Genomic DNA, 14,580 nt, shown 5'->3' with positions numbered 1-14,580 from the left:
ACCATGGAACTCCACACCCTCGTCCAGCTCACCACCGGCGTGGCGCTGCTGACCTGCGTCCTGGCGGTGGCCGGCGTGCACATCTACGCCTCGGGCCGGGATCGGCGCGCCGCCCTCGTGGACCGCCTCACGCACAGCGGCCCGGTGCCGGCGGGCGGCCGCAGGCGCCGCTTCCGCGACCTGGACCGGCGGCTGCGCCGTACCCGCTTCGGCCGCTGGCTGGAACTGCGGCTGGCGGCGACCGGTCTGGACCTCACCCCGGGCGAGTTCTTCGTCTACATGCTCGCCACGGTCGCCGCGCTCTGGCTGATCGGCCAGGCCACCCTGGCCCCCTTCTTCGGACCGCTCGCCGGACTGCTCGGCATCTGGGCGGCGGTCCAGTTCCTCAACTGGCAGCGGCAGAAACGCATCGAACGCTTCATCAACCAACTCCCCGAACTGGCCCGCATCCTGGCCAACGCCACCCAGGCGGGCCTCGCCCTGCGCACCGCGATCGGCATGGCGGCGGAGGAACTGGAGGCCCCGGCGGGCGAGGAACTGGCCAAGGTCGCCGACCAGTTGGCCATCGGCCAGTCCCTTGACGACGCGCTGGGCGAGCTGGCCGACCGCCTCCCGTCCCGCGAGCTGGTGGTCCTGGTCACGACGCTGGTGCTGTCGAACCGGGCCGGCGGCCAAGTGGTCGGCGCCCTGCGCAACCTGACCGAGACGCTGGAGGAGCGCAAGGAGACGAGGCGCGAGATCCGCACCCAGCTCTCCCAGGTGACGATGACGTCGTACGCCGTCCCCGTCCTCGGCGTCGGCGCACTGTTCCTGATGAACGGCGTCAAGGACGGCGCGCTGGAGCGGATGACCGGCTCACCGATCGGCCAGGCCTGCGTGGTGATCGCGTTCGCGATGTACGCCGTCGGATTCGTCCTCATCCGCCGCCTGAGCCGGATCGACGTCTGAGGAGGCTGGGACTTCATGGCATTCCTGCTGGCGCTGCTGATGGGCCTCGGAGTCTGGGGCGCCTTCACCGGCATCCGCATGTACCGCGCGGACGCCAAGCTCCCCGGAGACCTCGCCGTCGCCCTGGAGGTCGGCGCCACCCGCACCGGCGCGGTCGGCTCGGTCATCGACCGCATGGGCATGCGCTACGCCCCCGCCGTGCTGCGCCTGATGGGCCCGCGCCTGGTCGCCAAGTACCGCCGCAAGATCGACCTCGCCGGCAACCCGGGCGGCCTGACCATCGACCGCTACGCGGCCCGCCGGGCGGTCTACGGCGCACTGGGCGGCGTGGGCTGCCTGGTCTTCCTGCTGCGCGGCCAGTGGTTCGTGGCCGTACTGCTACTGCTCTTCGGCGCGTTCTGGACCGAGGTCGGCATCTGGTCGGCGATCCGGGTCCGCAAGGACGTCATCGAGCGCACCCTGCCGGACTTCCTGGACGTCCTGGCGGTGGTCGTGAGCGCGGGACTCGGCTTCCGCCAGGCACTCGACCGGGTGGCCTCCCGCTACGAGGGCCCCTGGGCCGACGAACTCCGCATCACCCTCCGCCAGATGGACCTCGGCATGAGCCGCCGGCAGGCCTTCGCGGAGCTGCGGCGCAGGAACGACTCCGAGCAGGTGGCGATGTTCGTGACGGCACTGCAGCAGGGGGAGGAACTGGGCGCGCCGATCGTCGACACGCTCGTCTCCCTGGCGAAGGACATGCGCCGCACCGACGCCCAGAACGCCCGCCGCAAGGCCGCCCGCGCGGTGCCCAAGGCCACGCTGATGATCACCACGTTCATGGTCCCGGCCACGATGCTGCTCCTGGGCGCGGGCCTGATCCTGGGCTCCGGGGTGGACTTCGGCTCACTCACGGGGAAGTGAGGCGGGGATGGCGGTGGCCGGGATGACGGGGCGGAGCGGGGGATCTCCTGGGGAGTGGCTGAAGGGGATCACCGGGCCTTTCGTACGCCGTGCGAAAACGACGTCCGGTTCTGCGGCCGTCACGACCGAACCCTCCATGAAGATCCAGGTCAGCGCGTTGCAGGCGATGTGCCGACAGGTGTTCGGCTTCCGCCTGGCCATGATCGCCCTCGCCGCCCCCGCCGCCCTGCTCAACGCGGCCCCAGGACTGGGCGCCCGCCTGGTCGGCGCGGCCGTGGTCGTCACGTTCATGGTGTCCTACGTCCTCTTCCGCGACTGGGAGCGCTTCGGCCCTCTCCTCCTGCGCCACCCGAGCCTCCTCGCGGCGGACACCCTCTTCGGCTCCCTCCTGCTGATCTCGGCCGGCCCGGACACCACCCTCGCCTACGTCAGCGTCTGCACCCCGCTGCTCGCGGGCCTGGTCTACAGCTGGCGCGGCGCGGCCTTCTTCGCCTCCCTCCAGTCGCTGATCCTGCTTCTGGTCCACGCCACCCTGAAGGCCGACCGGCACGCCCCCGTCGCCGAGGCGCTCCTCCTGCCCGGCCTGTGCGTCATCGCCGGTGCCATGGGCTCGACTCTGCGCAACCTGATGCTCCGCTTCGGCGCGGCGACCCAGGCCCTGACGACGGCGCAGGCGCGCCTCGCGGCGGCGGAGGCGGTGAGCGCCGAACGCGCCCGGCTGGCCCGCGAGATGCACGACTCCGTGGCCAAGACCCTGTACGGCGTGGCCCTCGCGGCGGACGGCCTGGCGGCAACTGCCTCGACGGAAGCCCTCGATCCGGCCCGCATAAGGACCCAGGCGGACCTGGTGTCCCGCTCGGCGCGCAGGGCGGCGGCGGAGTCGCGGGAGCTGCTGAGGGACCTGCGGCGGGAGCCGACGCCGGACGCGGCAGCGACATCCCTGTGGCATGAATTGGAGTCATACATACGGGACTTCACGAAACGTACGGCGTTGACCGTCACATGCGTACTCCCGCCGCCGAATGCCGTTGTCGCCCTCCCGGCCCCCCTGGCCCGCCACCTGCTCTCCATCACGGCGGAGGCGCTGGAGAACGCCCACCGGCACGCGTCCGCGACCCAGGTGGACGTAAGCGCGGCGGTCCACGGCGACCTGCTGCGCCTGTCGATCCACGACGACGGCCGAGGCCTGCCGCCCGGCACCACGCTCGAACGGCTCCGCGAATCCGGCCACTTCGGCCTGCTCGGCATGGTGGAGCGGGCCGCGCAGCTGGGCGCCCGCATCCGCATCGGCCGGGGCGGGCACGAACGGGGCACGGAGGTGCGTGTGGAAGTACCTCTGGCGTCCCCGCATCGCCCCGACCCCGACCCTGACCCCGACCTCGAATCCCGGGAAGCGCGAGAAGCCCCGGAATCCCGAGAGGAGGCACCATGAAGCACAGTCCCCCCTGGCCGGAGGCCGCCTCGGCGCCGGCTCCGCTGCGGCTGTTGGTGGCCGACGACAACCCGGTGGTCAGGGCGGGCCTGACGGCCCTGCTCTCCGGCCGCGGGGACACGACCGTCGTGGCCGAGGCGACGGACGGCCGCGAGGCGTACGAGGCGGCGCTACGACACCGCCCGGACGTCATCCTCCTCGACGTCCGTATGCCGGGAGTCGACGGGATCTCGGCATTGCCGCACCTGGTGCGGCTGGCGCCGGTCATGATGCTGACCTACAGCCATGAGACGGAGACCGTGCGGGAGGCGTTGCGGCTGGGGGCGGGCGGGTATCTGGTGCACGGCGAGTTCACGACGGAGCAGTTGGTGCGGGCGGTGCGGGATGTCCGGGAGGGGCGGCCGCATGTGACGCCGGGGGCGGCGAAGGCGTTGCTGGCGGAGCTGCGTGCAAATGCATCTGCACACTTGGAGCCCCAAGTCCCGTATTTTCTAGGCGAAAACTCACCTCAAGTGCTTTCGCAACTGCAATCCCCTGTGGGACAGTCGTTCCGTTCACGTTTCCGGCTGAGTGCGAGGGAGGCGGAGATCATGGACCTCATCGCGTCCGGCATGACCAACCAGCAGATCGCCGCCGCCTGCTTCATCTCCGAGAAGACGGTCAAGAACCACATCAACCGCATCTTCGCCAAACTCCAGACCACCACCAGGTCCCAGGCGGCCGCGAAGTGGCTGGGGGTGGCGTGAGATGGGGGCGCGAGGGAGTGCCAAGGGCGGTGAATGGGCCCGGCGTTGGGCCCTTGGGCCCTCTGGCGCCAGCCGCCTCCCGGCATACGTTGTCCGGATCGGAGGCGAACCCGGAGGGGACCACCATGAGCAACTGGTTCAACACCACCGTCGCATACCTGCAGACCCGGGTTGCTCGCAGCGACCGGGGGCAGACCGCGGTGGAGTACCTCGGCATCATCGCGGTGGTGGTGGCGATCGTCCTGGCGATCACGGGGACGAGCATCGGGCAGACGATCTTCGATGCGATCACCACCAAGATCACCCAAGTTACCGGCGGCTGATTCCTCCGCGCAGGGACACAGGGCAGGCCTTCCCCATCTACATCACGGTGGTGGCGGGTCTGCTCTTTCTCGCGTTGGTCTACCTCGCGGTCGGTCAGGCCGCGGTGAACCGGAGCAGCGCGCAGACCGCGGCGGACGCTGCCGCTCTGGCGGCGGCGCAGAAGACCCGCGACCAGCTTGCGGGCAAGTGGGTGGACGACGTACGCGACCCGACGAAGTGGCAGGCCATCTTCAACGGGGACGGGGCTGTTGACTTCTGCTGGCGGGCCTACGAACTCGCCGCGCAGAACGACGCGACGGCGCAATGCCGGCCCGGGCGGCTGAGCTATGCGGTCGATGCCAGGACGATCAAGCCCGTGGGTGACTCTGTCGTGCCTGGCACCGAGAACCGCCATTCGAGGGCGCATGCGATTGCCGTGATCGAACCCCTCTGCAAGGCCCCCGACGCCGGTGCCAAGGGCGACGACCTGCCCCAACTCACCTGCAAGGACAAGATCTGGCATCTGAAGCCCGGCGACACGACGGGGCTCCCGAAGCCCAAAGACCTCTTCGACGTCCATCTGACCGACTCACCGGCGAACGATCAATGACGAAGGAAGCGGAGCGATGAGCATTCGGTTCACTGCGAAGGCCCGCAGGGGGATGGTCGCATTGACCGTTGCGGCTGGTCTGGCCGTCGGTGTGGCCGGTTGTGGTGGAAGCGGTGGCGGCGACGGCAAGAAGCCGGACACCTCGGCGTCCGCTTCCCGGGCGAGCGGCTCCGGACCGAGCGCCCAGGAAGGGCAGTCGGATCAGCCGATCGCCGAGTTGCACGGGGCGGACGGCCTGCTGCTCCAGATCACCTCCGCGCAACGCGATGCGGGCGGCTTCGTGACGATCAACGGCACCTTGAAGAACGACGGCGCGCAGACCGTGGTGGTCCCCTCCGCGCTGAGCGGCAACGAAACAGAGATCATCAAGAACGGCAAGTCCCTCGGCGGGGCCACGCTGGTCGATCCGCAGGGCAAGAAGCGGTACTACGTGCTGCGGGACACCGAGGGCCGCCCGTTGACCACCACCGGCTTCTCCGCTCTCAAGGCCGGTGAGACCCTCGCGGTGTTCATGCAGTTCCCGGCACCTCCCGCGAACACGGACGGGGTGGAATTCCAGCTGCCGACGTTCTCCTCCGCCACCATCAAGATCTCCGGGTGAGGCCGAAGTGACCACCACCCGTCTCGCGCTCGCCCTCACCGCTGCGACCCTCCTCCTCGCCACGACCCCGGCCCGGGCCGATGACACGGACCCGAGTCAGCCCCCCGTCACCGAACCCTCCGCCAGCGCCCCGGTGAAGATCGACCCCACCGATCCGGACCTCAAGCTCCCCGAAGGCGCCACCCTCGCCGCGCCCAAGGTGCTGGACATCAAGTCGGTCGTCGAGGACCAGAGCGGGGACGAGCGGCGCGAGGACACCAACGCGGACGTCACCTTCGCGTTGCAGGCCGAAGTCCTCTTCAGCAAGGACAGCGCCAGGCTCAGCGACGACGCGAAGGCCCGGATCGCCACCATCGCCGAGGAGATCAAGAAGCAGAACGCGACCCAGATCCGCGTCTTCGGCTTCACCGACAACCTCGGCTCCACCGCCCACGGCGACATCCTGTCCAAGCAGCGCGCCAACGCCGTCCAGGCCGTTCTGGACCAGGACCTGAACGACCCGAACGTCACCTTCGAGGTCCGCGGCTACGGCGAGCAGTACCCGATCGCCGACAACTCCACCGAGGAGGGCCGGCGGAAGAACCGGCGCGTCGAGGTCTCCTTCCCCCGCACCCAGTAACCCCGCAGCGCCGGCCCGCTACTCACCCACCTCGTACTCGAACCAGATCCGATGGGTGCCGTCCGCGTCGACCGTGCATCCCCTCGAAGGACTCCATGGCGACATAGGTGCCGGTCCCACTGGACTGGTCGTACGCCGCGGTGAACAGCGTCGCCGACACCCCGGCGACCTCACCCTCGTACCGCTTCCGCATCGTGGCCACCCCGACCGGCACCGCCGTCTCGACCACCGGCTCCGGCAGCCGCACCTCGGCCGGAGGGAACTCCTCGACCTTGAACGTCCCTGAAGCTCTCATGCCGCGATGCTAGGACCCGCCACTGACAACGGCGTCCGCCTCGACACTCACCCGCAACCCCGCCCGCAGCCCCCACCCCGCCATCGCCCCCGCCTCCGCCTCCAGGACATGCCGTGCGCGCAGCCGGGGCAGGCCCAGGCGGCCCGGTTTCATCGTGCGGACGGCGCGGACGGTCAGGCGGCGGTCCAGGTAGGCGACGTCGATCGGGATCCGCATCCCGAACGTGTGCACCCCGCTCGCCGGTGACAGCAGCAGCGCCCCGACGACCGAGTCCCGGCCCAGCAGCCCCTTGGTCCGGGCCCGGTAGGAGGCCGCGATCTCCAGGGGAAGGACCACCGGGCCCTCGCCTCCGTCGGCCTTCGGCACGATCAGTCTTCCGGACCCGTCCCGCCAGCGTCGCCCCATGTCCCCTCGTCCCCTCCCGCATCCGCCACGCGAAGCCAACTCCCCGGTGGCAGAAACCCGGTTGCCACCCCACTTCCTCCCCACTAGGAAGAGGTCCATGACTGGACTCGGTGTCGTGTTCCGCCCCCAGCTTCCGCCCGAGCGCCTGCGGGCGGTCGCTCGTGTCGCGGACGACGTGGGGCTCGAGGAACTGTGGCTGTGGGAGGACTGTTTCCTGGAGGGCGGGATCTCGACCGCCGCCGCGGCGCTCGCGTGGACCGAGCGGGTGCGCGTCGGGGTCGGACTGCTGCCCGTTCCCCTCAGGAACGTGGCCCTGACCGCGATGGAGGCCGCCTCCCTGCACCGGATGTTCCCCGGCCGCGCGACCCTCGTCGTCGGCCATGGTGTGCAGGACTGGATGGGGCAGGTCGGCGCCCGTGCCGCCTCCCCGCTCACGCTCCTCGGTGAGCATCTCGACGCCCTGCGCGCCCTGTTGCGCGGCGAACGGCTCACCGTGCGGGGCCGGTACGTCTCGCTGGACGACGTCGCCCTCGACTGGCCGCCGGAGCGGGCGGTGCCCGTGCTCGCCGGCGCCACCGGGCCGCGTACGCTGCGCCTCTCCGGTGCCAAGGCCGACGGTACGCTCCTCACCGCCGCCACCTCCGCGGACGGCGTACGGCAGGCCCGGCAGCTCATCGACGAGGGGGCGAAGCAGGCGGGCCGCAGCGAACCGCACCCGCTCGTCGTCTATCTGCTGGCCGCCACGGGGGCCGGCGCCGAGGCCCGGCTGCGGGCCGAACTCGCCGCAGAGGGGCTGGAGTCGGCGTCCGGCGTCGGGGTCGCGGGTGACGCGGCCGCCGTGGCCGCTGCCGTACGGCGGCTCGCCGAGGCCGGTGCCGACACCGTCGTACTGCAGCCGACCGGGGACGAGCCCGACCCGGAGGGGTTCGTGCGGTTCGCCGCCGAGGAGGTCCGGCCGCTGGTCGTGTGACGCGGCGGTGAGGCGTTGTCAGTGGCGGCTGCCACACTGCCTTGCATGACCGAGGAGCACAGCGAAGTGAGCCTGCGGGGAGTCACGGACGACGATCTGTTCGTCCTCCTCGCCTACGAGCACGACCCGGAAGCCGTCCGGCGGTCGAGATTCACCCCCCGGCCGCGGGACGCCTTCCTCAAGCACTGGCGCGAGCGGGTGCTGGGCGATCCTGACTGTCTGGTGCGGACGGTCACCGTGGGCGGCGAGGTCGCCGGGAGCGTCGTCTCCTGGACGGCGGAGGGGGAGCGGCGCTTCGTCGGGTACTGGCTGGGGCGGCCGTACTGGGGCCGCGGCGTCGGCACCCGCGCGCTCGCCCTCTTCCTGGAGCTGGAGCGGGTACGGCCCTTGTACGCCGACCCGTTCCACGGCAACACCGCCTCAGTCCGCCTCCTGGAAAGACACGGCTTCGAGCAAGCCGGCACCGTCCGACACGGCACCGACGACCACATCCTCCTCGTCCTCCGCAAGCAGCCCGGCACCCTCGCCGACCAGAACGCCACCGCCCACCGATGACACCGGGCTGCTCGATGCGCCGACCGACCGTGCCGCGTAGGCCCTGGCCGCCCCGCCTCTGGTCAGCCCGCGGTGCCGATCGGGGGGTGGTCGCCGGTGGTGCCGTCGATCAGTTCGCGCAGGATGTCCATGTGTCCGGCGTGCCGGGCGGTCTCCTCGATCATGTGGACCAGGGTCCAGCGCAGGCTCACGGTGATGTCCCGCCAGGCCGGGTGGCCCTGGGCGGTCAGGGGCAGCTCGGTGATCATGGCGTCGGCGGCGGCGCGGGCACGGCCGTAGAAGGCGACGATCCGATCCGTCGTCTCGTCGGAGGCGATCCGCAGGTCCTCGTTCTCGTACGGGTCGAACCACAGGGGTTCCGCCTCGCCCCCGAACGTTTCCACGAACCACCCGTACTCGACCGAGGCCAGATGCTTCACCAAGCCCAGCAGATTGGTGCCGGTCGGTGTCATCGGGCGGCGCAGCTGCTCGTCGTCGAGGCCGTGCAGCTTCCACAGCACGGCGTCCCGGTGTCGGTTCAGGCTCGCGTGCAGCGTCTGCTTCTCTCCGGCGGAGTAAGGCGTCATACGGGCGGAAATTAGCAGGCCGGCTCCGCGGCGTCCTGGGATCACTGCCGACATCGCGGTTCACCGTACCTTCGTGGACCTTCGTGGACCTCGTGGACCTCGTGGCCGAGGGCGCCGCCGTGCCGGCCGAGGGCTGGGACCTCTCCTGGTTCGCGGGGCGGGCGAGCGAGGAGCGGCCCTCGTGGGGTACGCCGTGTCGGCGAGGGAGAGAGAGCGGCTGGCCCGGGCTCAGGCCGTGCTCGACATCCGGACCGGCGGCGGTGAGGTGCTGGACTTCGCGCGGGGCCGGGCCTGGCGGCCGGGCCGGTGCGGGAGCCTCTCTTTCGGATCTTGCCGGGCTCCCGAAGGTGCCGTCGCCTGAAGCCGGCCTGATCCGATAGAAAGGCCCTGGCCGCCGCGACGGAGGGCCGGCCGCCTGATGTGGCCAAGGCCACCGCCCTGCCCCGGCTGCGCGGTGTGGTGGTCGTCACCGCCCCGGACGACGCACCGCTGCCGTTCGCCGACGAGACGTTCGACCTGGTCCTCAGCCGGCAACCACTGCGCCCGTACTGGGACGAGATCTCCCGGGTGCTGCGGCCCGGCGGCACGTACCTCGCCCGGCATGTGGGGCCGGCCGGTGTCTTCGAGCTGGTCGAGTACGTCGTCGCCCTGCCGGGCCGCGGGCGGAGCGGCTGTGGATGGAGTTCCACGACATCGCCGCCTTCGTCCATTTCCTGCGCAAGGTGGTCTGGATGGTTCCGGGCTTCACGGCGCAGGCGTACGAGCGCCGACTCCCCTTGCTGCACGAACGCATCGAGCGGCAGGGCCCGTTCGTCGCGCACAGCACCCGGCATCTCTTCGGCGTTCGCAAGCCGGCCCGCTGACGACCCCGGCACCCGGGAGAAAACGGCCGAAAACAGCCACGGTTCATTCTGTGTTCATCTCAGGTTTCCGCATTGTTATCTACTCCGGTTCACACCTGTCCCACCCGTCACGTAAGTTCAGACCAAGGTAATTCGCGCACGCAAAGCTGCGCGGGCGGCACCGTGCAGTGGAGGGGGCTGCGCGGTGCCGCGAAACCTGGCGATGCCCCCCGCGTCCGCGTAGCGGAATGGTCAAGTCACCATTCGCTGGCCGGGTAGCCCGTCGGAGGGACCCCGGGGCAACTTGCCGATATATCCCCAAGACGGACCAAACCGCCTGGATACCTCCGAATCACGTTGTATCCGACCGGTTATCCCTGAGAATCTGCTGTGAATCGGCCATACAACGCCCCTGAATCCGGCATTCCGAGCCCACCGGGGCGTCGCCGGATGATTCCGGAGAGTAGTTGTGCGCCGCCGATGCACCCACCATCCCTTACGAAGGGTTATGGTGGAAGCCCCCCCTCGGGCCGGTCCGTCTCCCCCCCACGGACCGGCCCGTTTTTCATGTCCGGCGCCGGCGGGTCTTTCGATGGGAACTCCGGGAACCCCTCGGCCGGTGCCGAGCGTCCTTACCCAAAGGGGGCGCGGGACTGTGCTCGGCGTGCGGCTCCGCCGCGATGGGGGGCCTCCCGGGTTCGAGAGAAGCCGAGAACCCGGGGGAGCGGCCAGCCACAGTGGACCCGCAGCAGACGACGAATCCGCACCCACCCCACCCCCAATCCCCAAACCCCGAGCCAGAACCAAGCCTCCAGCGGGGGTAGGCTCAACGGCTCGGGCACCCTTACGCACCGAACCCCCACGCCAAACCCCCGGAGGGCCACGTGAACCTGCGCGACAACCTGCGCAGCCTGCTCGTCAGGCTCTATGCACGCCGGGTGGAGGGCCACCTGGACCACGATCAGGTGCCCAAGCACATCGGCGTCATCATGGACGGCAACCGCCGCTGGGCGAAGGCGTCCGGCTCCACCACCGTCCATGGTCACCGGGCCGGCGCGGACAAGATCGAGGAGTTCCTCGGCTGGTGCACCGAGACCGACGTCGAGGTCGTCACCCTGTGGCTGCTGTCCACGGACAATTTCGACCGGCCGCAGGACGAACTCGTCCCGCTCCTCGGCATCATCGAGAACGTCGTCCGCACCCTCGCCGGCGACGGCCGCTGGCGCGTGCACCACGTCGGCGCGATGGACCTGCTGCCGGGCGCCATGCAGCGCACCCTGAAGGAGGCCGAGGAGACCACGGCCCATATCGACGGGATACTGGTCAACGTGGCCATCGGCTACGGCGGCCGGCAGGAGATCGCCGACGCCGTGCGCTCCATGCTCCTCGACGCCAAGGACAAGGGCGTGCCGATGGAGGACCTCGCCGAGTCCGTCGACATCGACATGATCGGCCGCCACCTCTACACCGGCGCCCAGCCCGATCCGGACCTCGTCATCCGCACCAGCGGAGAGCAGCGGCTGTCCGGATTCATGCTCTGGCAGACCGCGCACTCGGAGTACTACTTCTGCGAGGTCTTCTGGCCCGCCTTCCGCAAGGTCGACTTCCTGCGTGCGCTGCGCGACTACGCCGCACGTCACCGCCGCTACGGCGGCTGAGACATCCCGAACGCCCCGCCGGCCGCTCCGCCGGCGGGGCGTTCCGTATGCCCCGATTCACTCGGACGTAAGAAGGAGTTCACCGGCACGCTGTTGGCTGCTTTTGCATGGCAGTGCATGTTCGAGGGCATAAGGCAAGCAGGTCGACGCCCGAACCACGGGTGTCGGATCTCAGCGGACGGCACGGGGCCGTCCGCCCGGGAGGCCCTTTGCACCAGTCCGATCGTGCGGTCACTGCACGGAAGCAGCCGCGGAGGGCCGGTTGTCGGCCCGCCGTACGCGGGGGCCAGACACCGGCCGTGCTACTCCCACCCTCCCGGCCCGGCTTCCACTCCGTCGCTCCCCGACCTCATCCGAGGGGGTACGTCCTTCCGTGGTGACCAGCACAAAGCGCCACAAGCCAGACCGGCGCACCTATGTTCTCGACACCAGCGTCCTGCTGGCCGACCCGAACGCCCTGACCCGCTTCGACGAGCACGAGGTCGTGCTCCCGATCGTGGTGGTCACGGAGCTGGAGGCCAAGCGGCACCATCCGGAGCTCGGCTACTTCGCCCGCCAGGCCCTGCGCCTGCTGGACGACTACCGGGTGAAGAACGGTCGCCTCGACGCCCCCATCCCGACCGGGGAACTCGGCGGGACGATCCGGGTCGAGCTCAACCACTCGGACCCCAGCGTGCTGCCCACCGGCTACCGCCTGGGGGACAACGACTCCCGCATCCTCGCGGTGGCCCGCAATCTGCAGGCCGAGGGGTACGACGTCACCGTCGTGTCGAAGGACCTCCCGCTCAGGATCAAGGCGTCCTCCGTCGGTCTCCTCGCCGAGGAGTACCGGGCCGAACTCGCCATCACGGAGAACTCCGGCTGGACCGGAATGTCCGAACTGACCCTCCCCGGCGAGCAGGTGGACATCCTCTTCGAGGAAGGCCACGCGTATGTACCGGAGGCCTCCGACCTCCCCGTGCACACTGGCCTGACCATCCAGTCCGAGCGCGGCAAGGCGCTCGGCCGGGTGACCGCGGAGGGCAACGTCCGCCTGGTGCGCGGCGACCGGGAGGCGTTCGGCATCAAGGGCCGCAGTGCCGAGCAGCGCATCGCGCTCGATCTGCTGCTCGACCCGGAGGTCGGGATCGTCTCGATGGGCGGCCGGGCCGGCACCGGCAAGTCCGCGCTGGCGCTGTGCGCGGGCCTGGAGGCGGTCCTGGAGCGCCGCCAGCACCAGAAGGTGATGGTCTTCCGGCCGCTGTACGCGGTCGGCGGGCAGGAGTTGGGCTATCTGCCGGGCAGCGAGGCGGAGAAGATGAGCCCGTGGGCGCAGGCCGTCTTCGACACCCTGTCGGCGGTCACCAGCCGCGAGGTCATCGAGGAGGTCACCGCGCGCGGGATGCTGGAGGTGCTCCCGCTCACCCACATCCGTGGCCGCTCGCTGCATGACGCGTTCGTGATCGTGGACGAGGCGCAGTCCCTGGAACGGAATGTCCTGCTGACCGTTCTGTCCCGAATCGGCGCCAACTCACGGGTCGTTCTCACCCATGACGTGGCACAAAGGGACAATCTGCGGGTCGGCCGCTACGACGGTGTGGTCGCCGTCGTGGAGAAGCTGAAGGGACATCCGCTCTTCGCGCACGTCACGCTGACCCGGTCCGAGAGGTCCCAGATTGCCGCGCTTGTGACCGAAATGCTGGAGGACGGCCACATCTGACCCCACCCGCACAGCAGTTGGCGCCGTCCGGCAAAGGCCAAGAGCCTAGCCGGGCGGCGCGTTCGCGCGTAGAGCTTTCCAGAAATCCCCAGGGGCAAACGGGATGTGAGCTTTCACACGCAACGCAGAATTGCCACGCGGCGTCCGGTTGCGGCAGAGTCTCACTCCTGTCAGGCCCCGCATACGACACACCTGTACCGCCAGCGGTATGGCACCACAGAAGCATCACCAACTCCATAAAGTCCGTCGTATGCCGCCCGAGCACCACGCGGCGCTCCCCGGAGGGGGAGTTGCCCACCGGGCCCGCGCCTCCCGTGACCCCGCAGTTGGGAGGCCAGTGTCAGGGGCACGATTGCGTCCGCCAGGGTCACCGAAGCGGGCGATGCTGGAAGGAAACCGTGTGAGCCGGATTTCGGTCCGGGGATTCGCAGTGGCCTCGGCCACCGCGGTCACCGCCGTCGGAAGCGTCGTCGGAGTTGCCTCGGGCAGCGTCGCGCAGAACAACGACGCCGAGGCGACGGCAGCCGACACCACGCTCCTCGCAGACATACCCGCGGGTCAGCAGGCCCAGGTCCAGTCCGCGTCCCTGACGCAGCAGGCCGACTCCCAGGCCATCGCCGCCGACGCGAGCGCCAAGAAGGACGCGGAGGAGGCAGCCCGCAAGGCGGCCGCAGAGACCGCCATCGCGAAGCAGGAGGCGGCGAAGAAGGCTGCCGACGAAGCCAAGCAGCGGGCCGAGGCCAAGTCGGCCGCGGCCAGCCGTGACAGCTCACGGGCCTCCACCGACTTCCCGGTCCAGAGCAGCTACACGGTGGAGCAGGTCCAGGCCATCGCACGGCAGATCGTGCCGGCCGGGCAGTTCCAGTGCTTCAGCAACATCGTGGACCACGAGTCCACCTGGAACTACCAGGCGGTCAACGCCTCTTCCGGCGCCTATGGCCTCGTCCAGGCTCTGCCCGGCGGCAAGATGGCCTCCGCGGGCGCCGACTGGCGGACCAACCCGGCCACCCAGATCAAGTGGGGCCTGAGCTACATGAACGAGCGTTACGGCAGTCCTTGTGACGCCTGGACGTACTGGCAGGCGAACGGCAACTACTGAGCCGCGCCGCCGCTCTCAACCTCGCGTAGCCCCTCCCCGTCCTTAGGGGAGGGGCTTTCGCCCTGTACGGTCGTACCCGAATACCTCCAGGGGGAGGAGAGGTGGCGAGCACGCGGGGACGCGGGGGAAGAGGACGGATCATGTCGCGAGTGCCAGGGTGGCTCGGCAGGCTCGGTGCCGGTCTCACCGAGATGAGCGAGCGCCTGGACGAGCGCCGCGCCGAGGTGGAGCGCGAGCACACCGGGCAGCCTGCGGACGCCCCGATCCCCGCGCCCGAACCGGCCGCCCCGGCCGGGCCCGTCCCCGCTGCCGAAGCCGCCGCAGCGCCC

16 protein-coding genes and 2 pseudogenes are annotated in these 14,580 nt (G+C 70.1%); 15 read left to right on the top strand and 3 right to left on the bottom strand.

Annotated elements, in window-relative coordinates:
• The first annotated feature begins 3 nt into the window (after nt 1-3).
• The 8 genes from M878_RS64325 to M878_RS64290 all read left to right on the top strand — a co-directional run bounded on the left by M878_RS64325 (nt 4) and on the right by M878_RS64290 (nt 6,162).
• A complete protein-coding gene (locus tag M878_RS64325) occupies nt 4-948 on the top strand; it encodes a type II secretion system F family protein (protein WP_023547082.1) in 945 nt (314 codons plus the stop codon).
• A gap of 15 nt (nt 949-963) precedes the next feature.
• The gene (locus tag M878_RS64320; RefSeq protein ID WP_023547081.1) at nt 964-1,851 is read left to right on the top strand and encodes a DUF5936 domain-containing protein; all 888 of its coding nucleotides are present in this window, start codon (nt 964-966) and stop codon (nt 1,849-1,851) included.
• 22 nt (nt 1,852-1,873) lie between these two features.
• Nucleotides 1,874-3,283: a sensor histidine kinase gene (locus M878_RS64315; protein ID WP_106962832.1), complete on the top strand. Its 1,410-nt coding sequence runs from the start codon at nt 1,874-1,876 to the stop codon at nt 3,281-3,283.
• Complete coding sequence (locus M878_RS64310; protein ID WP_023547079.1) at nt 3,280-4,029, top strand: response regulator; 750 nt, start codon at nt 3,280-3,282, stop codon at nt 4,027-4,029. Before M878_RS64315 ends, M878_RS64310 begins: the two co-directional genes overlap by 4 nt.
• 125 nt (nt 4,030-4,154) lie before the next feature.
• Nucleotides 4,155-4,352: a Flp family type IVb pilin gene (locus tag M878_RS64305; RefSeq protein ID WP_023547078.1), complete on the top strand. Its 198-nt coding sequence runs from the start codon at nt 4,155-4,157 to the stop codon at nt 4,350-4,352.
• Nucleotides 4,352-4,942, top strand: a complete 591-nt coding sequence (locus M878_RS64300; RefSeq protein ID WP_031227386.1) for a pilus assembly protein TadG-related protein — start codon at nt 4,352-4,354, stop codon at nt 4,940-4,942. Before M878_RS64305 ends, M878_RS64300 begins: the two co-directional genes overlap by 1 nt.
• 16 nt (nt 4,943-4,958) lie before the next feature.
• Nucleotides 4,959-5,543, top strand: coding sequence for a hypothetical protein (locus M878_RS64295; RefSeq protein WP_031224948.1), 585 nt, complete (start codon nt 4,959-4,961; stop codon nt 5,541-5,543).
• A 7-nt stretch (nt 5,544-5,550) separates the two neighbouring features.
• Nucleotides 5,551-6,162: an OmpA family protein gene (locus tag M878_RS64290; protein ID WP_023547075.1), complete on the top strand. Its 612-nt coding sequence runs from the start codon at nt 5,551-5,553 to the stop codon at nt 6,160-6,162.
• A gap of 22 nt (nt 6,163-6,184) precedes the next feature.
• On the opposite strand, the gene M878_RS94245 is transcribed toward M878_RS64290, so the two are convergent.
• Both M878_RS94245 and M878_RS64280 read right to left on the bottom strand, forming a co-directional pair.
• Nucleotides 6,185-6,457 (bottom strand): DUF3224 domain-containing protein, encoded by a 273-nt coding sequence (locus M878_RS94245; protein WP_245238098.1) that lies wholly within the window; start codon nt 6,455-6,457, stop codon nt 6,185-6,187.
• 9 nt (nt 6,458-6,466) lie between these two features.
• Complete coding sequence (locus M878_RS64280) at nt 6,467-6,862, bottom strand: DUF192 domain-containing protein (RefSeq protein ID WP_023547073.1); 396 nt, start codon at nt 6,860-6,862, stop codon at nt 6,467-6,469.
• 97 nt (nt 6,863-6,959) lie between these two features.
• Between M878_RS64280 and M878_RS64275 the strand changes: the two genes are divergently transcribed.
• Both M878_RS64275 and M878_RS64270 read left to right on the top strand, forming a co-directional pair.
• Nucleotides 6,960-7,832 (top strand): LLM class flavin-dependent oxidoreductase, encoded by an 873-nt coding sequence (locus M878_RS64275; protein WP_023547072.1) that lies wholly within the window; start codon nt 6,960-6,962, stop codon nt 7,830-7,832.
• 45 nt (nt 7,833-7,877) lie between these two features.
• Nucleotides 7,878-8,387, top strand: coding sequence for a GNAT family N-acetyltransferase (locus M878_RS64270; RefSeq protein ID WP_023547071.1), 510 nt, complete (start codon nt 7,878-7,880; stop codon nt 8,385-8,387).
• Between the two features lie 62 nt (nt 8,388-8,449).
• Here M878_RS64270 and M878_RS64265 read toward each other — a convergent pair whose 3' ends face one another.
• Nucleotides 8,450-8,953 carry a DinB family protein gene (locus M878_RS64265; RefSeq protein ID WP_023547070.1) on the bottom strand — a complete coding sequence of 168 codons (504 nt, stop codon included), beginning with the start codon at nt 8,951-8,953 and terminating at the stop codon, nt 8,450-8,452.
• Between the two features lie 83 nt (nt 8,954-9,036).
• Here M878_RS64265 and M878_RS99870 point away from each other — a divergent pair.
• The 5 genes and pseudogenes from M878_RS99870 to M878_RS47860 all read left to right on the top strand — a co-directional run.
• A pseudogene (locus M878_RS99870) lies at nt 9,037-9,816 on the top strand (methyltransferase domain-containing protein).
• A gap of 863 nt (nt 9,817-10,679) precedes the next feature.
• Nucleotides 10,680-11,453 (top strand): isoprenyl transferase, encoded by a 774-nt coding sequence (locus M878_RS64250; protein ID WP_023547067.1) that lies wholly within the window; start codon nt 10,680-10,682, stop codon nt 11,451-11,453.
• Nucleotides 11,454-11,826: 373 nt separating this feature from the next.
• Entirely contained in the window at nt 11,827-13,152 is a 1,326-nt protein-coding gene (phoH2, locus tag M878_RS64245) for an RNA 5'-3' helicase PhoH2 (RefSeq protein WP_023547066.1), read from the top strand.
• A gap of 400 nt (nt 13,153-13,552) precedes the next feature.
• The gene (locus M878_RS64240; protein ID WP_031224946.1) at nt 13,553-14,251 is read left to right on the top strand and encodes an aggregation-promoting factor C-terminal-like domain-containing protein; all 699 of its coding nucleotides are present in this window, start codon (nt 13,553-13,555) and stop codon (nt 14,249-14,251) included.
• A 140-nt stretch (nt 14,252-14,391) separates the two neighbouring features.
• Nucleotides 14,392-14,580, top strand: a pseudogene (locus M878_RS47860) (AI-2E family transporter); the annotation flags it as partial.

Source organism: Streptomyces roseochromogenus subsp. oscitans DS 12.976 (assembly GCF_000497445.1).
Classification (GTDB): Bacteria; Actinomycetota; Actinomycetes; order Streptomycetales; family Streptomycetaceae; genus Streptomyces; species Streptomyces oscitans.
Note: the sequence above shows the minus strand (reverse complement) of the source record. Positions and strands in the feature narration are given on the sequence as shown.